11 protein-coding genes and 2 tRNA genes are annotated in these 17,544 nt (G+C 51.1%); 8 read left to right on the top strand and 5 right to left on the bottom strand.

Features of this window, described 5'->3' with window-relative positions:
* Window positions 1-12: 12 nt before the first annotated feature.
* Both LX66_RS23720 and LX66_RS23715 read right to left on the bottom strand, forming a co-directional pair.
* The gene (locus LX66_RS23720) at window positions 13-2,295 is read right to left on the bottom strand and encodes an outer membrane beta-barrel family protein (RefSeq protein WP_145718065.1); all 2,283 of its coding nucleotides are present in this window, start codon (window positions 2,293-2,295) and stop codon (window positions 13-15) included.
* A 77-nt stretch (window positions 2,296-2,372) separates the two neighbouring features.
* Window positions 2,373-2,711 (bottom strand): hypothetical protein, encoded by a 339-nt coding sequence (locus LX66_RS23715; RefSeq protein WP_145718063.1) that lies wholly within the window; start codon window positions 2,709-2,711, stop codon window positions 2,373-2,375.
* Window positions 2,712-3,156: 445 nt separating this feature from the next.
* On the opposite strand from LX66_RS23715, the gene LX66_RS28675 reads away from it, so the two are divergent.
* From LX66_RS28675 to LX66_RS23675, 8 genes are all read left to right on the top strand, one after another.
* The gene (locus LX66_RS28675) at window positions 3,157-3,240 is read left to right on the top strand and encodes a DUF433 domain-containing protein (protein WP_145718376.1); all 84 of its coding nucleotides are present in this window, start codon (window positions 3,157-3,159) and stop codon (window positions 3,238-3,240) included.
* 80 nt (window positions 3,241-3,320) lie between these two features.
* On the top strand, window positions 3,321-3,914 hold the full coding sequence (locus tag LX66_RS23705; RefSeq protein WP_145718061.1) for an RNA polymerase sigma-70 factor: 594 nt from the start codon (window positions 3,321-3,323) through the stop codon (window positions 3,912-3,914).
* Window positions 3,915-4,131: 217 nt separating this feature from the next.
* Window positions 4,132-5,097, top strand: a complete 966-nt coding sequence (locus LX66_RS23700; RefSeq protein WP_158642741.1) for a FecR family protein — start codon at window positions 4,132-4,134, stop codon at window positions 5,095-5,097.
* 101 nt (window positions 5,098-5,198) lie between these two features.
* Window positions 5,199-8,612, top strand: a complete 3,414-nt coding sequence (locus LX66_RS23695; RefSeq protein WP_145718057.1) for a SusC/RagA family TonB-linked outer membrane protein — start codon at window positions 5,199-5,201, stop codon at window positions 8,610-8,612.
* A 10-nt stretch (window positions 8,613-8,622) separates the two neighbouring features.
* On the top strand, window positions 8,623-10,503 hold the full coding sequence (locus tag LX66_RS23690) for a RagB/SusD family nutrient uptake outer membrane protein (protein WP_145718055.1): 1,881 nt from the start codon (window positions 8,623-8,625) through the stop codon (window positions 10,501-10,503).
* Window positions 10,504-10,532: 29 nt separating this feature from the next.
* Window positions 10,533-13,334: a SusC/RagA family TonB-linked outer membrane protein gene (locus LX66_RS23685; protein ID WP_145718053.1), complete on the top strand. Its 2,802-nt coding sequence runs from the start codon at window positions 10,533-10,535 to the stop codon at window positions 13,332-13,334.
* A gap of 12 nt (window positions 13,335-13,346) precedes the next feature.
* On the top strand, window positions 13,347-15,113 hold the full coding sequence (locus LX66_RS23680) for a RagB/SusD family nutrient uptake outer membrane protein (protein WP_145718051.1): 1,767 nt from the start codon (window positions 13,347-13,349) through the stop codon (window positions 15,111-15,113).
* Between the two features lie 26 nt (window positions 15,114-15,139).
* A complete protein-coding gene (locus LX66_RS23675; protein ID WP_145718049.1) occupies window positions 15,140-16,096 on the top strand; it encodes a DUF5627 domain-containing protein in 957 nt (318 codons plus the stop codon).
* Between the two features lie 403 nt (window positions 16,097-16,499).
* Here the strand turns inward: LX66_RS23675 and LX66_RS23670 are convergent.
* The 3 genes from LX66_RS23670 to LX66_RS23660 all read right to left on the bottom strand — a co-directional run bounded on the left by LX66_RS23670 (window position 16,500) and on the right by LX66_RS23660 (window position 17,516).
* A tRNA-Leu gene (locus LX66_RS23670) sits at window positions 16,500-16,585 on the bottom strand.
* An 89-nt stretch (window positions 16,586-16,674) separates the two neighbouring features.
* Window positions 16,675-16,747 (bottom strand) — tRNA-Gly (locus LX66_RS23665).
* 175 nt (window positions 16,748-16,922) lie between these two features.
* The gene (locus tag LX66_RS23660; RefSeq protein ID WP_145718048.1) at window positions 16,923-17,516 is read right to left on the bottom strand and encodes a hypothetical protein; all 594 of its coding nucleotides are present in this window, start codon (window positions 17,514-17,516) and stop codon (window positions 16,923-16,925) included.
* Between the last annotated feature and the right edge of the window lie 28 nt (window positions 17,517-17,544).

The following is a 17,544-nucleotide window of genomic DNA, read 5'->3' as shown; positions in this document are numbered from 1 at the left end:
GGGCTTTGTGCCTTAAAGCCGGTCCTGTTCTTCTATGCGGCGCGTTTTGCTGACGGCCGGGTTGCCGCCAAAATGATAGGTCAGGGACAGGCCTATTCGCCGGGTGTCCGGCCGGTTATGATAGGTGTAATCCGTATAATCCGTTTGCGAGGTGGCTTTGAAATGATTGGTTGAGAACAGGTCGTTCAGGGACAAGCGAACATCAAGCGCTTTTTCCAGGAAGGATCTTTTCAGCCCGCAATCGACAAAAAAGTAAGCGCTGTGCTTATACACGCCCAACAGCTCGCTGGAATACCAGTAGGCGTTGCATTCCATTTTAAGGCCCATGGGAAGGGCGATCTGCTGCAGTAGCTGTAAATTGGCGGCCCATTGCGACAATGTGCTGCTGCCATGCAACTGGCCTATGGGGTATTCCATGTAATTCAGCCCGGCGCTACCCTGTACCTGCCAGCCGTGCAGGAGCGTGAAGGGAGCAGTGAAATTCAGATCGAAGCGTTCAAGGCGGTCAAAATTTGCCATCTGGCTGATGACGGCGTTCGTGCCCGGTTCAACCATGAGCCTCCGCGACAGGAAATCGGTTCTTTTGCTGTAGCTCAGCATCAGGATGTACTTTTGCCGGAAAGTATACGTAGAAGTAAATAGCCAGCCCATTTCAGGCTTCAGGTCCACATTTCCTGCAAACATAAAATAGGGGTCGTTATACCACCGTACCGGGTTGAGGTTGGCGTACCTGGGCCGTTCTATCCTGCGGCTGGCAGCAAAATTGATCTTGTGCTGCTCACTGATCTCATATTCAAGGGAGCCGGAAGGGAACAAGCGGGTATAGCTCCATTTATTGTCAACCAATTGCTTTACCGTATGGCCGCTTGCCTCTGTATCCTCCAGTCGCAGGCCCATGTTCAGGCTGATGCGGCCAATCTTTTTCGAGGCCGAAACATACGCTGCCTTTATTGCTTCGGTATACATGAAATGATCGGAGAGGGAAGGCGCCTCAACGAAGTGGCCGGCAACGAGCGAGTCAAAACGGAACTGGTTGTCGTTGGTTACTTTGGAGTATTTGAGCCCGGCCTTGATCGTGATGGCGGGAAACGGCAATTCAGCGTCCAGCTTAAAAGAGCGGATCTTTATAAATCCCGGTTGCGTGGACCGTAATACTTGCTGATCGCCTGCCGGTGCGCCCTCTGGATCATGATAAATGCTTTCCATCCGGGAATCAGAGTAATTCCGGTAGGAGATATAGTGCGCATCCGCAGTTATATTTTTCCCGGCGGAATCAATATCAAACCGGTACCCCAGGTTGCCCGCGTCATAGTAATAGGGCTCGATAATGTTAACGGTGGTGTACAGGGTGCCAAGCAGGTGCTGCGCCTGGTCATATTTGCCAATTACTGACGATTTGGGCGCCGTGAAGTCATCCTTATAACCAGAATATCCTGCCTGCAACTGGTGGCGCGGCGCAATCTGCCAGTCTGCCCCTAGCCGGTAGGTATAGTACCTGATCTTGAAAGCTACTTCATTGTCTCTTTGTATCCTGACGGTTTCACCATTCTCATTAATCGTATTGCTGCTGCGGCCTTTAATGAGCTTATGCGGGGTGTTAAAATCAAAGGAGCCGCTGATGCTGAATTGCCGTCCCCGGAAGTTGGCTGATATGTTTTCATTTGTCATCCAGTACTTTCCCTTTGAAACCGCTGCCCGCAGGTCGGCAGCATAGCCGGCCCGCAGGTTTTTCCTGGTCACAATGTTGAGGATGCCGGCGTTTCCGGCAGCGTCGAATTCGGCGGAAGGGGACAGCAGCATTTCTATTTTAGCGATATTTTCCGCACTGATCCCCTTGAGCATCTGCGCCAGCTCTTTTCCCGATACATACGTCATTTTTCCATCCATCATGATGTTCAGTTGGGAAGAGCCACGGAACAGGATGTTTTCGTCCTGGTCAACCGTTACACCGGGCAGGTTCTTTAAGAGATCCATTACGGAGCTGGCGGCAGTAGTGGCGCTGTTGGCTACATGCAGCGTTACCTTGTTGCCGCTGACGGCGATCTTGTTTCGCTGTGCGGAAATGACCACCTGTTGGAGTGTATCTATGCCGGGCAGCAGCATGGCCGGCGCCTGGGTGCTGTCCTGCGATGCTGTTTGCCCGTAGCTGCGCAGCGAAACGGAAGCGTAGAGCAAGACGGTTATAATACGGGTTTTCTTGATCGTAAAGCGCCTGCCGGCGCCTTTTTGCCGGGACAGATCAATACTTTTCAATGCAGCAGCACCATCGTGCCGCTTACCAAGCAGTTCAGCCATGCGGAAAATTGGAATTATAAACAGGGCGGATTGCTGTTAACCAGCAGTTTTACCACCATTACCATGTATGCAGATGATCAGGCGATTACGGGCGGCCCCCGCAGCCATACGTGAGGAGAACGGATGGTAGTGTAAGCAGCAGGGTAGTGGGCGTACCATGCAACAGCAGGCTGTAACGGCTGGAAACAAAACTGTACAATCGCTACGCCGGCGGCCTTGGCCGGTTGAAAATCGCATATTACACAATGATGTACCGGTGGGTGGACAGCCAGCGCAGAGCGGCCGGGAGATGCATGCTTGGTTAAAACGGGAGTGGGGTGGTGATGAAAAAGCTTTACCCCATGAATGCCCGGCATAAGTACCAGGAGTACAAATGCGGTGAGCTTCGTGGAGCGTATGTTTTGTAAAACAGGCACAAACAAAGATAGGCGCTTTTTTCAATAATTGCAACAATGTTGTATTTATTGAAAGAGTACGGTTGTGCCTGCAATAGTGGCAATATGCAATGACAAGCCAAGGCTATCTCTTATAGAAACAGCCTTGGGGTGTAGACCAGGTTAACACAAATTCGTTGTGCAGGTGAGCACGCAGGAGGCGCAGGTTCGGCGATCGCTCCAGCAATCAATTTCAGTGGCGAGGCGATAATTTTGTTGAGGCTTTGAAAGGGACGCGATCTTGATTTTTGTGAGCTTGAGGGATTTTGACGTTTTCTTTTTCATAATGCTTGGGTTTTTGGGTGAAAAATGGTTTTTGAGGAACATAACCGGGTTGCGTTATGTGAACAAAATACTTTCCTAATTTACTATTTTATTCCCGAATAACGTTTATCATATTTATATATAAAGACCCTGGGCGGCACATATCCTTACTGCTTACCCGCATATAACTAAAGAATCTATTTATGCCGCTTTAAAGTATGCCGTATTAAAGATAAAAGGAGAATAGGGTTAAAGAGATATACAATTACTTTTGTTTTTTACTGTAATAATTGTAATATTAACACATAAAATCCCTACCTCCAATCAATGCAGCAGGAGCGTATCATAAAGGAATTACAGTTGCGCATTGCTTTGTATGAAGATGTCAAAGCATACAGTGAGCTTTATCTCCTTCTGTTCAACGGCCTGCACAGGTTTTCCTACTCAGTCGTCAGATCCCGCGAAGCAGCGGAGGAAATAGTGTCCGATGCCTTTATAAAGCTATGGCAGGTAAGGGGCGGGCTGGAGAAGGTGGATAACCTGAAAGTTTACCTCTACGTTATCACTAAGAATCTCTCCCTTAATTATCACGCCAGGACGGCAAAGAAACAGCTTGTGCAGCTTGACCAGATTGATGTTGAAACCATCATAGAGGTCAAAAGCCCCGAAGACATCTATATCTCCAATGAGATCATCAATAAGGTCCGGCAGGCTGTCTGCCAGTTACCGCCCCAGTGCAGGATCATTTTCCAGTTGGTGAAGGAGGACGGGCTGAAGTACAAGGAGGTGGCCGGTATCCTGAATTTATCCGTGCTGACTGTCCGTAACCAGCTTGCCATCGCCATAAAGAAAATTTCAGAAGCATTACCCCTCCAATACAGGTCCCTGCTGCATTTTCATGACCGGTTCTCCACCTCCTGACGGCTTTAAATTTTTTTTTAGTGTCTTTGGTACATTTTAATTGCCCGCTGTGTCCTTATATTAACAGACACCTGTTCAAATGCCGGGAGATCAAAGATTTTGGTTATTAGTCAGTTTAAAATTAAGCGGGGAAGCCACTGCCAGGGAACTAGAGGAGCTTGAATATCTTATCGCGCAGGATCCCGGTTTGCGGGCCCATTTGGAGATGCTTGGCGCCATGTGGAATGAAAAGCATGCGGGCCTGGTGGAAAAAAAGGAAGAAGCGCTTGACAGGCATTTGGAAAGGTTCAGGGCGCATTTGCAGGACCCTGCACAGCAGGAGGATGTGGTAATGTTAAGACCGTCAGTGGCAGGGCGGTCAGGGCGTAGGATGCTGTTGCGCCTGGGCGCAGTGGCGGCGTCTGTGCTGCTTTGCTGTGCTGCGGTGAAGTACTATTATAGCGGTAAGGAACATACGAAGTTGGATGCAGCCGGTCATACTGTTGCCACAAAGCCGGGCACCAGAAAAAATATTACGCTGCCGGACGGTTCCAGCGTGTGGTTAAATGCTGACAGCAGACTGACTTATATAGGCGATTTCCGGGGGAATACCCGGGAAGTGCACCTGTCCGGGGAAGCGTTTTTTAATGTAACAAAAGATAAGGACCGCCCATTCATTATTCACACAAGCGCCATTGACCTGAGGGTCCTGGGCACGGCTTTCAATGTCAGGTCATATGAAAGTGAGAAGGAAACGGAAACTTCACTGGTCAGCGGGGCAGTTGAAGTGACATTGAGAAATGACCCCCTTAAAAAAATTATCCTGAAGCCCAAGGAGAAAATACTGGTAAATAACACGGTAAACAGCACGGCCTATACTACAGCAGGCGGAAAAGGGCATGAAGAAATCCCCCTGATTGTACTGGGCAAAATACGCTACTGGGGAAAGGATAGCAGCAATAATATAGAAACCGCCTGGATGAAGAACAGGCTGGTGTTTGACAGGGAGACACTGGACAAGATAGCCGGGAAGATTGAACGCTGGTATGGTGTGCGTGTAATCATTACCGATGACCGGCTGAACGAAGCAAAATATACAGGACTGTTCGAAAACGAAAAATTGAAAGAAGTACTGGAGGCATTACGACTAACAGGAGGATTCCACTATACTATACAGGAAGATAAGGTGACTATCAACCAATAACAGCATAAATACAAGAGGGTAGATGTAAATTTTCCACGTGCCTTCAGGCGGAGCTTTGTGCCGCCGGGGGTAAATAGTAACATTTCACGTTAGACTAGATTATGAAAAACGTTACAAAAAAACTGCTGCTTGCCTGGTCTTTCGCCGCCAGGTGCGCGCTGCTGTCAGCCAGCCTTCTTTTCCTTGAATCCTTTACCGGCATTGATGCCCAGGACACTATCAGCCTTACCCTGGATAAGGTGGACCTGGCCAGGGTGTTTAAAGCTATTGAGGAACAGGGGAAATACCGCTTTGTGTATAAGGAGGAGATCCTCCCGAAAGACAAGCGGGTAAGCCTGCGCGTTAAGAACGCTACACTGGAGGAAGTGCTTGACATAGCGCTTGAAAACACCCTGTTGACCTTCAGGAAGATCAACAGCAACCTGGTAACCATTGTTCCACTGGCTTCAGACAGGGAGGTGTCCGGCCCTTTGGCGGAAACGGTAAAAGGAAAAGTTATCAATGAGAAAGGGGAACCGCTTGCCGGGGCAACGGTGGTGGAGAAAGGCGCCGGCAATTCTGCCATTACAAAAAGCGATGGCTCTTTCACTATCACTGTCACGAACAGTACAGCGGTGCTGCTGGTTACCTATGTAGGATACGCGCCGGCGGAGCTTCCGCTATCGGGCAGGCAAAGCCCTGTTTCCATCCAGTTGCTGCCCGTGACGGTATCGATAAATGACGTTGTAATTGTGGGCTACGGGAAGCAGAAAAGGGAAAGCGTGGTAGCCGCGGTGGCCCAGGTGAACGGCGCCGTGCTGGAACGCGCCGGCGGCGTTTCCAGTGTTGGCGCTGCATTAACAGGTAACGTGCCCGGCCTGATCACTGCGGCCAGTACTGGTTTGCCCGGGGAAGAAGATCCGCGGATCATCATCAGGGGGCGCAGCACCTGGAATAATGCTGACCCGCTGATCCTTGTTGATGGGGTGGAACGGCCCATGACCAGCATTGACATCGGTTCTGTGGAATCTATATCAGTCCTGAAAGACGCCTCTGCCACGGCGGTGTTCGGGGTAAGAGGGGCAAACGGGGTTATCCTCATCACCACCAAAAGAGGACGGACAGGAAAGGCATCTATCAGGGGAACGGTGAACACTATTGTTAAAGTTCCCTCCCGGTTGCCCGGCAAGTACGATGCTTATGATGCGCTGCGCATCCGTAATAAAGCCATTGAGTATGAGCTGGCCCTGAAGCCGGAAAGCTGGAACGAGTATCTCCCCCAGGCAATCCTGGACAAATACCGTTATCCTGCCAGCCTGGAAGAAGCAGAGCGTTACCCGAACGTTGACTGGGCAAAGGCGCTGTTTAAGGACTATGCAATGTCGCACAACGCCAACATTAATATCAGCGGCGGCACCAGGACAGTTAAATATTTCACCAGCGCGGATTTCCTCCATGAAGGAGACCTGTTCAAAGTATATGACAATAACAGGGGGTATAAGCCCGGCTTCGGCTTCAAGCGCTTGAACGTACGGAGCAACCTGGACTTCCAGTTAACGCCCTCCACGCTTTTTAAAACCAACCTTTTCGGCTCATATGGCGTAAGAAAAAGCCCTTGGGGATTTTCCGGCTCGCAGTACGGGCCCTGGATAGATGCTTACACTACGGCGCCGGACGTTTTCCTGCCGGTTTATTCCGACGGTTCCTGGGGATATTATGCGCCCAGCGAAGGAAGGGCGGAAAACTCCGCCAGGAGCCTGGCCATCGGCGGCATACAATACCAGACCACCGCAAGGATCACCACGGACTTTACCATTGACCAGGACCTGGACATGCTGGTCAGGGGGCTGAAGTTCAGCGGCACAGTTTCCCTGGACAACACATTCGTGGAAAGCGACAGGGGAATCAACGACCTGTATAATGATACCCAACGTAAGTGGATTGACCCCGGAACAGGAATGGTTATTTACAAACAGGCGTATGACGGCGTTACCAATTTTGATTTCCAGGAAGGCATCAAATGGTCGCCCGCAGCGGGAGCGGTAACGGCCAACCAGCGCAGGCTGTTCTACCAGGCGCAGCTCAATTACGCCGTTACCCTGGGCAGTAAGCACAATGTTACAGCCATGGGGCTTTTTAACCGGAACGAGAGCGCCAGCGGCAGCGAGATACCCAACTACCGCGAAGACTGGGTGTTCCGAACCACTTATAACTATGCCGGTAAATACATGGTGGAATACAACGGGGCTTATAATGGTTCGGAGAAATTCAGCCCGGAGCACCGTTTCGCCTTCTTTTCATCAGGCGGGGTCGGATGGATAGTGTCCAAAGAGAAATTCATGCAGGGGCTCAGCTTCCTGGACCTGTTGAAGATACGCGCTTCCTACGGCCAGATAGGGGATGATAATATCAGCGGCAGGTGGTTGTATATGTCGCAGTGGGCCTATGGCGGCAGGGCCAGGCTGGGCGTAACAGGGGAAGGCGCGGAGCAAAGCCCTTACACATGGTACACAGAGACCGCGGTAGGAAACCCGGACATTCACTGGGAGAAAGTGGAGAAAGCCAACCTGGGCATTGATTTCGGTTTCCTGGAAGGGATGATTACCGGTAAGGCGGACTTTTTCCGTGATAACCGCAGCGAAATACTGCTGGCAGGCGGCAGCAGGGCCATTCCCTCTTACTACGGCACAACCGCTCCTGTGGCTAACCTGGGCAGGGTACAGTCAAAAGGATATGAGCTTGAGCTGCACTTCAACTATACGTTCAAAAACAAGATCCGCCTCTGGGCAGACCTTAATATGACCCATTCCCAGAACAAAATAATTGATGCGGATAATCCCACCCTGCTGCCTGAATACCAGAAAACGGAAGGAAAGGAGATCGGCCAGACCTATTCTTATGTAAGCCAGGGCTATTACAATACCTGGGATGAGTTGTATGGCAGCACCATGCACAATACCAATGACAACCAGAAGCTGCCGGGCAACTATCACATCGTGGATTATAACGGGGACGGCGTGATTGACGCGCAGGACAACATTCCCTACGGCTATTCCTCATGGCCGCAAAATACCTACAATGCCACCATCGGCATTGATTGGAAAGGCCTCGGCGTTTTCGTACAGTTTTACGGCGTGAACAATGCCACCCGCCAGGTGGTGTTCAACAGCCTGTCTTCTCAAAGCCATGTAGTATATGACGAAGGCGCTTACTGGACAAAGGACAACACCGGCGACATGGTGCCCATGCTGCGCTGGCTTTCCACCCCGGCAGGCTATTACAGGGGAACCCAATATATGTATGACGGTTCATACATACGCCTGAAGAACGCGGAGATCGCCTATTCGTTCGACGGCAGGTTCATTAAAAGCCTGGGGCTTGCCGGGCTGCGGATTTACCTGAACGGGAATAACCTTTACACCTGGACAAAGATGCCGGACGACAGGGAATCCAACTTCGCGGGCACCGGCTGGGCTTCGCAGGGCGCGTACCCCACAGTGAAACGTTATAACCTGGGCGCTAACATTACTTTCTAAGCTGTTTACCATGAAAATGTATGTAAGAATTTTACTCGTCACTATAGTGATCTCAATTGCGGCAAGACTGGTATCCTGTAAAAAGTATCTTGACAGGGCGGCCGAATCCATTGTATCTGAAGAAGAAGCTTTCAAGAACTTCACCAATTTCCAGGGCTTCACGGAAGAGCTGTACCACTGCATCCCTGATTTCACGAATGCTTACTGGACCAACTCCTGGAACTGGGGGGAGGATGAGATACAATCTACCGCCCGCGATTTCCATTTTATAGTAAAGATCGACAATGGTGATTTCTGGGGATGGCAATCACAGTTTGACGGCTGGCAGGCCGGCTGGATGGACAGGAACAACACTTCCACCAACGATGACCGGTTTGCGAAATCACTGTGGAAGCTGGGCTGGTACGGTATCAGGAAAGCCAACCTGGGGCTGGAGAACATGGACAAATTAACCGATGCCACCCAGGAGGAAAAGGACCTTGTCAAAGGACAGTTGCTGTTCTTCAGGGGCTGGTTCCACTTTATGTTCATGCAGTTCTTCGGCGGCCTTCCCTATATTGACCACGTGCTCCCGGGAGACCAGAAGCTGACATTGCCGCGTCTCGGTTACCATGAGTGTGCGGACAAAGCTGCGCAGGATTTCCGGGAGGCGGCTAACCTGCTGCCGGCAAACTGGGACAATACCACCGCAGGCAAAAGAACACTGGGCAAGAACCAGTTGCGCATCAACAAGATCATGGCGCTGGGGTACCTGGGCAAGAATTACCTGTGGGCAGGCAGCCCCCTGATGAACTATGTATCCACCGGAAGCAGATCCTACAATACCGAGTATTGCAAGAAGGCCGCCGATGCCTTTGCGGAATTGCTGCAGTTGTGTGAAAGCGGGGAAGCGCCCTATAGCCTGGTGGAATTTTCAAGGTACTATACTAATTTTTATACCAGTGGCCAGAACTGGGCGATACCGGGCGGCACTGAAGCTATTTTCCGCGGGCCATATTATGGTGCAAACGGCTCCAACTGGGGAACCAGCAAGCAATACCAGCCGGCGCCGGTGCTGGAAGGCGGCGATGTGAAGTTCCTGCCCACGGCCAATTATGTTGACTACTATGGCATGGCAAACGGGTTGCCTATCCCGGATATTACGAAAGCGGATGCGGAATCCGGCTATGATCCCGCCTATCCCTGGAAAGGCCGGGACCCGCGCTTCTACAACGATATCGTGTTTGACGGCGTGAAATGCGTGCAGGGCGCCACCACTGATGAAGCCAACCGTTACGCCAACCTTTATACCGGCGGCAGCTACCGCGATATCAGCACGGGAAGTCGCACGGGCTACCTGTTGTATAAATTCATCCCGAGAACGGCTAATAAATATGACAATGGCTATAGCTATGATAAAAGCCTGAATATTCACCTGCCTTATATGCGCCTGGCGGATGTGTACCTGATGTATGCGGAAGCTGCCGCACAGGGGTATGGTGCTGCTACCGGTAAATCGCCGGCCTATGGGAAGACCGCGGTGGATGCCATCAACCTTATCCGCGACCGGGCCGGTGTTGGTCATGTGGCGGCCCGGTTCCTTGGCTCCCTGGATGCCTTTATGAGCGAGGTAAGGCGCGAGCGCGCGGTAGAGCTGGCGTTTGAAGGGCACCGTTTCAATGACCTCCGCCGCTGGCTGTTATTGATTGAAAGCCCTTATACCCTGAAGAAGTCCGTTGAGTTTGACCGTGCAGGCACATTCAATACTGTTGATCCTACGGCCAACAGGGTGAACAACCTCCGCGAGACGGTCATCCTGGAGCGCAAGTTCTCACAGAAACATTACTGGCTGCCTTTGAAAAATGCAGACGCCAATATGTACCTGGAGTTTCCCCAGAACCCGGGCTGGTAACATCAACATCCATATAAAAAGTGATAATAATGAGATACATAAAAATAGCAATACTGTTATGTGCGATAGTGTGCCTTGGGCAAAGGGAACTGCACGCGCAGGACACCGCAGGGAACGATATGGATGTGCAGGTGGCCTTCCGTAAGGTGGATGAGAAAGAGCTGCCTGGAGGAGTGTCTGCGGTAAATGTAGCGGAGCTCATGAAGGAGAACTATATTACCAACAGCCTGGATGGCATGGAAGCCCTGGCTCCCGGTTACAATGGCAACAGCCTTTGGGGAATGGGCGGTTACCTGCTGCTGGTGGATGGCGTTCCCCGCGAAATAGGGAACGTGATGCCTACGGAAATAGCGCAGATATCCTTCCTGAAAGGAGTGGGGGCTGTGGCGCTGTACGGCAGCAGGGCGGCCAAGGGCGTTATATATGTGACCACCAAAAGAGGGCGGGCCGGCAATACCAGGATGAATGTAAGGGTGAACACCGGTGTGAATGTGCCTAAGCGCTTTCCAGAGTACCTGGGCTCCGCGGAATATATGACGCTCTACAATGAAGCCCGGCTCAATGACGGGCTCACAGCATTGTACAGCGATGAGACCATTTATAACCACGCCTCCGGGGAAAATCCTTACCGCTATCCCAATGTGGATTATTACTCCCGGGAATACCTCAGGAAAATGTACAACCGCTATGATGCCACCGCTGAAATATCCGGGGGCAATGAGAAAGCCCGTTACTACACCAATATAGGCTATTGGACAGCAGGCTCGCTGCTGAACTTTGGTGAAGCCAAAAGGAATGACAGGTCAGGGCGTTTTAACATCCGTGGTAATATCGATATTAACCTGAACGACTATATCACCTGCAACGTGGATGCCACGGCCATCTTCTATACCGGCCGCGGAGTGAATACGGACTACTGGGGCAGCGCCGCTACACTGCGCCCGAACCGGTTTTCGCCGCTGATTCCCCTGGGCATGATTGAGGGGGATGATGAGGCTTCACAGTTGCTGGTAAAGAACAGCAATCATATTATTGATGGGAAATACCTGCTGGGCGGCTCCCAACTGGACCAGACCAATCCTTTTGCAGCCATCTACGCCGGCGGCTATAACCGTTACACCAGCCGGCAGTTCCAGTTCAATACCGGTGTTGGCGCGGATTTGCGGAATGTGTTGAAAGGGCTCACATTCCGTTCTTCGCTGGCGGTGGATTATTCCACCTCTTACAACCTTTCGTACAACAATACCTACGCGGTATATGAGCCCGCCTGGAACAGTGATCCCGGGGCGGATATTATCAGCAGCCTTACAAAGTACGGGCAGGATGCCGCTTCCGGCGTACAGAACGTAAGCAACAGTTGGTACCGGCAAACCATTGCCGCTTCCGGGCAGTTCAATTATGTAAATACAATAGGCAGCCTGCACCGCATTTCAGCCATGCTGATAGTGAACGGGTTCCAGCAGTCTGAATCAGCTCTTTACCATAAAACCAGCAACGCCAACCTGGGCCTTCAGCTCGGGTATAATTTCAGGAATAAATATTATGTGGATTTCAGCGGCGCCATCATACATTCCGCCAGGCTGCCTGAAGGCAACCGGCAGGCTTTTTCGCCCACGCTTTCCCTGGCATGGAGGCTCAGTGAAGAGCCCTTCCTGTCGAATGTTGCGGCCGTTGATGAGCTGAAGCTGACCGCATCTGCAGGTATATTGCATACGGACCTGGACATAACGGATTATTACCTGTACCAGGGCTTTTATACGGGCCAGGGCTCATGGTATGGATGGAAAGACGGCAGCGGTATCCAGTCTACGGAATCCCGGCGGGGAGACAATCCCAACATGACCTTCCCTAAAAGAAAAGAGGTAAACGTTGGTGTTGAAGGAGCATTCTTCAATAAGCTGCTGAAGGTGAACGCTACCGCCTTTGTAAATGAGGTGAGCGGCAATATCATCCAGGCGGCTGTTTTGTTCCCATCCTATTTTACTACCGGCTGGCCGGTATCTTCCTTTATTCCTTATGTAAATTATAATAACGACAGGCGCGCCGGTTTTGATCTCGGCATAACCATGAACAGCCATATCGGGAAAGTCGGCTGGACATTGGGGATAACCGGAACCTATTACAAAACCAAAGCGTCAAAACGGGCAGAAATATACGAAGATAGCTATCAGCGCCGGCAGGGAAAACCGCTGGATGCCATCTGGGGGCTGCAAAGCCAGGGTTTTTTCAGGGACCAGGCGGATGTTGAGGGCTCGCCGTTACAATCCTTTGGCCAGGTTAAGCCTGGGGATATCAAGTATAAGGACCAGAACGGGGATGGTGTTATCGATAACAGGGACGAAATTTACCTGGGAAGAGGCGGCTGGTCTGGCGCTCCTTTGACGCTGGGCGTTCACCTGTCGGCAAAATGGAAAGACCTCTCGTTCTTTGCCCTTGGAACAGGCCGCTTTGGCGCTTATGCAATGAAGAACAATGCCTATTTCTGGGTGGATGGCGAAGACAAGTATTCGGTTGTTGTCCGCGATCGCTGGACGGCAGCCACGAAGAACACCGCTAAATACCCCAGGCTGACAACTTTCAACAGTGACAATAACTTCCGCTCTTCGGATTTCTGGCTGTATAGCACCAACCGCTTTGACCTGGCAAAGGTCCAGTTGTCATATGACCTGGGCCGGTTTGTTAAGCGCAGCGCTTTTGTCCGTGAGCTGGGTATTTACGTCAGCGGCGCTAACTTGCTGACCATGTCAGCCGAACGGGAAATAATGGAACTGAACATTGGAAGTGCCCCGCAAACCCGTTTCTATAACCTGGGTGTAAGGGCTTTATTTTAAAAAAAAGAGAAAATGAATAAGGTAATATTAACGCTCCTGGCTGCTGTCTTTATACTGTCCGGTTGTAAAGACCTCATTGACCCGGCCATGGAGAACAACCGCCAACTGGACCCTGACGCATACCACCCCAGCGATGCCAGGTTCCCGTACGGCATCCTGCTGAACGGGTATACGCGCATTCCTACCAACTCCTGGTCATTCAGCGATGTGGCCACGGATGATGCCGTCACCAATGACCAGACCAACGTTTTTTTAAAAATGGCATTGGGACAATGGACATCCAGTAATGATCCCCTGAGCCAGTGGACAAACAGCTATGCTGCCATTCAATACCTGAACATTACGCTGGCGGAGGTTGACAAGGTAAGGTGGGCCGCGGATGAAGCCATCAGCAAATTGTTTGCTACCCGTATTAAAGGGGAAGCCTACGGCCTTAGGGGAATGTTCCTGTATTACCTGCTGCAGGCGCATGCGGGAGTGGCGGAAAGCGGATCACTGCTGGGGGTGCCCATCCTGCTTGAGCCCCAGGACGCCAATGCGGACTTCAACAAGCCCAGGGCTACGTTTGAAGAGTGCATTAAACAGGTTTATAAAGACCTGGACACTGCAGTGGCGCTGCTGCCGCTGGACTATGAGAACATCAGCGCCGCGCAGATACCTCCCAAATACGGATCGATCACTGCGGAACAATACAACCGGGTATTCGGCGCGGCTTTCAGGGGTTTGTTCACAGCCCGTATAGCAAAAGCGATCAAGGCAAAGGCAGCTTTGCTGGCCGCCAGCCCGGCTTATGGAACGGGGAACGGCGCCGCCTGGGCAAACGCCGCCAACTATGCCGCTGAAGTGCTGAATCTTAAAGGAGGCCTGGGCGCGCTGGCTGCCAACGGGCTGACATGGTATTCAAGCGCTGCCGAAATTGCAGGGCTGGCAGACGGCGCTAATCCCCCGGAAATATTGTGGAGAAACAACTACGGGGATAACAGGGACCTGGAGCAGGCAAATTTTCCGCCTACACTTTTCGGGAACGGCCGTATTAATCCTACGCAGAACCTGGTGAACGCCTTCCCGATGGCAAACGGGCTTCCCATTTCAGACCCTGCCAGCGGCTATGATCCCGCTGCGCCTTATGCAGGCAGGGACCCCCGCCTGAAGCTATTTGTACTGGTGAACGGGGGGACTGCGGGGCCTAACAATACCGTCATTAATACCGCTGCAGACGGCCCCACCAATGATGCGCTGAACAAGGTGGAAACATCTACGCGAACGGGGTACTACCTGCGCAAGCTGCTCCGCCAGGATGTGAACCTCAATCCTACATCAGCCAACAATCAAAGGCATTACAAGCCGCATATCAGGTACACGGAGATATTCCTCATCTATGCAGAAGCTGCCAATGAAGCCTGGGGCCCCACCGGCAGGGGAGAGAACAGTTTTTCCGCGTATGACGTGATTAAGGCTATCCGCAACAGGGCAGGAGTGGGAAGCACGAACGGCGACCCATACCTGGAAGCCGCAAAAGCCAGCAAGGAAGCCATGAGAGACCTGGTAAGAAATGAGCGCCGCCTGGAGCTGTGCTTCGAAGGGTTCCGCTTTTGGGACCTGCGGCGGTGGAAGGCCCGGCTGAATGAACCGGCAATGGGCGTGCGCATCCGGAATGGCAATCATTCAGTCATTCCCGTAGAGGACAGGGTGTACCAGGATTATATGACCTATGGCCCTATACCTTACATGGAAAAGCTGAAATATGGCGCCTTACAGCAAAATAGAGGCTGGCAGTAAATCTTTACTATAAAATTATTGAACAAATGAAGAAGTGTATTCTAATACCAATAGTGTTACTGATTGTGTTTGCATCCTGCAATAAAAGCCGGGATTTCCCGGATTATGAATACCAGACCGTTTACTTTGCCTATCAATACCCCGTCAGGACCATTACGCTGGGTGAGGATATTTTTGATACGCAGCTAGATAACCAGCATAAATGCCGGATCATGGCCACCACCGGGGGCGTTTACCATAGCAAAAAAGATGTGAGCGTTGAGGTAGCCGTGGACAATTCTTTACTGGGGAATGGATTATTATTCGGTGTTGGCAAGGATGAAATTATTGCCATGCCCCCTCATTATTACTCGCTTGCCGCAAACAGGATCGTTATCCCGGAAGGCAGCCTGGCCGGCGGGGTTGAGGTGCAACTGGCGGACGCATTTTTTGCTGACCCCGGAGCGATCAGGAACACCTACGTCATTCCATTACGGATCACCGGCGTTACAAATGCGGACTCCATTCTTTCCGGGAAGGACTTCATCCTGTATGCCGTTAAATATGTTAATCCCTGGCATGGCAATTACCTGCGCCGGGGAAAAGATATCGTAACAGGCAGCGTTAACCAGGCCATTGTAAGGCATCAGCCATTTGTTGAGAACGATGAGGTGAACAAGCTGCACACGCGCTCCATGAGCGAAGTTGAGTTCCCCGTTGTATTCAAGGATAAGGATGGGAGGAATATCAACTGCACTTTGCTGCTTCGTTTTGATGATGCCGGTAAATGCACCGTATCTGCAGCCACGGGCAATTTTACGGCGCAGGGGAGTGGTGCATTTGTAAAAAAGGGCGAAAAGAAAAGCTGGGGTAACGAAGACCGTGACGCCATTTATCTAAGTTATGAAGTGAGCCTGCCTGACATGCACGTGGCATCCACCGATACGTTAGTGCTGCGGGACCGTTCCGTGACCATGGAAACATTTACGCCTGTATCCAAATAATATCTGACGGGAGAAGATGGAATCCTGTAAACACACCTATAACCGGCTACTAAAAGAAACTCATAAAATCTATTACAGGGTGTAAGAGGAACATATAAGCTACATTCATTTCTCTTCATCATGAGGATTTGCCAGTTTTGATGAATGATCTGGAGAAATCTCTATAGCAAACCAATCGTTGATATGGCCGAGGTGGCAGGTGCTCCTGATGTCGATATTTCCACTGTACACCGGTTAATAAAAGAGTTTGAAAAATTGAATATTCTGAAGGGAAAGGACAGGGTTTAAACGGAATCGTATTTCCGTTTTTGAAGCGTATCTTAAATTATTTGAAAATAGCCACACTTCAGCGCCATATAACTAAAAAGGGCGCCTCTTTTTGAGACACCCTCTTTTACATCTGTACCCGGGATGGGAGTTGAACCCACACGCCCATTGCTGGGCACGGGATTTTAAGTCCCGCGTGTCTACCAGTTCCACCACCCGGGTGTACCCCGAAACCTGCTAAAGATAACCGATTCCGGAAGAACTTTAAACAAAAATTCCAAACCGCAGTACGGTTTGGAACCTTCACTATGAGCGGAAGACCGGGCTCGAACCGGCCACCCCGACCTTGGCAAGGTCGTGCTCTACCAAATGAGCTACTTCCGCGGGAATAATTTAAAAAGAACCATCCCAACTCATTACTGCACAATTACTAAGCCCTGTTTTTGTTGGGATTGCAAAGATAGCTATTGTTTGGAAATTACCAACTTTTTATGTCCAATTTTTACTAAAAACCCCCGGCATGGCCGGGGGCGGTGTTGCTGGTTATTCCCTTAACCTGTTATAGTCCAAATGCATAGGCTACCCGCAGCCCCAGGAAATTATTGGATTTCCCGCCGTCGGCAAATTTGGAATAGCCCTCAAACTTGATACCGGCATCCAGGTGGCTGCCATTGCCCAGGTGAAACAGGTAGCCCACCTGCGGCGTGTACGCAAACACGGCAGATTTGTCAGCCCCTACATCGCTCTTGTTGGCAAGAAAGGCGGCGCCAGCCTGTGCCTGTACATAAAAATTGCTGACCGGGTAATACTTTAAACCGGCCTTCACGGGAATGATCTGCAGGTCATTGGGAGAAATGCCCATCACATCATCCTTGGCAAAAAAATTGGCGTAGCCGGCATTTACCGTGGCGTACAGGTCTCTCTTCAGGATCGCGAAGTCGCCCTGTACAGAGCCGCCGATGCTCCAGTCATATACGTCCTTGAAATCGCCCAGGGGTAAATTGGCTTCGGGCCCTACGCTTAAAAGAATGGCCGGGCACCGGCCGTCTTTGTCATTGGAAGATGGGTGGTCCGTGGTTTGGGCTTGCGTGGTGAATGCAACTCCCGTTAACAGCGCTAGTCCCAGCATGCCTGTCTTAATTGTCTTTTTCATCGTCTATTGGTTTTAATGCTTACTTATC

The sequence above is a fragment of the Chitinophaga japonensis genome (assembly GCF_007830125.1).
GTDB lineage: Bacteria > Bacteroidota > Bacteroidia > Chitinophagales > Chitinophagaceae > Chitinophaga > Chitinophaga japonensis.
This window is presented reverse-complemented; position numbering and strand designations above follow the sequence as displayed.

Excerpts from the sequence above, each read along its gene's own strand:
- LX66_RS23720 (WP_145718065.1), bottom strand. The coding sequence starts at position 2,295 with ATGGCTGAACTGCTTGGTAAGCGGCACGATGGTGCTGCTGCATTGAAA.
- LX66_RS23705 (WP_145718061.1), top strand. The coding sequence starts at position 3,321 with ATGCAGCAGGAGCGTATCATAAAGGAATTACAGTTGCGCATTGCTTTG.
- LX66_RS23700 (WP_158642741.1), top strand. The coding sequence starts at position 4,132 with ATGTGGAATGAAAAGCATGCGGGCCTGGTGGAAAAAAAGGAAGAAGCG.
- LX66_RS23695 (WP_145718057.1), top strand. The coding sequence starts at position 5,199 with ATGAAAAACGTTACAAAAAAACTGCTGCTTGCCTGGTCTTTCGCCGCC.
- LX66_RS23690 (WP_145718055.1), top strand. The coding sequence starts at position 8,623 with ATGAAAATGTATGTAAGAATTTTACTCGTCACTATAGTGATCTCAATT.
- LX66_RS23685 (WP_145718053.1), top strand. The coding sequence starts at position 10,533 with ATGAGATACATAAAAATAGCAATACTGTTATGTGCGATAGTGTGCCTT.
- LX66_RS23680 (WP_145718051.1), top strand. The coding sequence starts at position 13,347 with ATGAATAAGGTAATATTAACGCTCCTGGCTGCTGTCTTTATACTGTCC.
- LX66_RS23675 (WP_145718049.1), top strand. The coding sequence starts at position 15,140 with ATGAAGAAGTGTATTCTAATACCAATAGTGTTACTGATTGTGTTTGCA.
- LX66_RS23660 (WP_145718048.1), bottom strand. The coding sequence starts at position 17,516 with ATGAAAAAGACAATTAAGACAGGCATGCTGGGACTAGCGCTGTTAACG.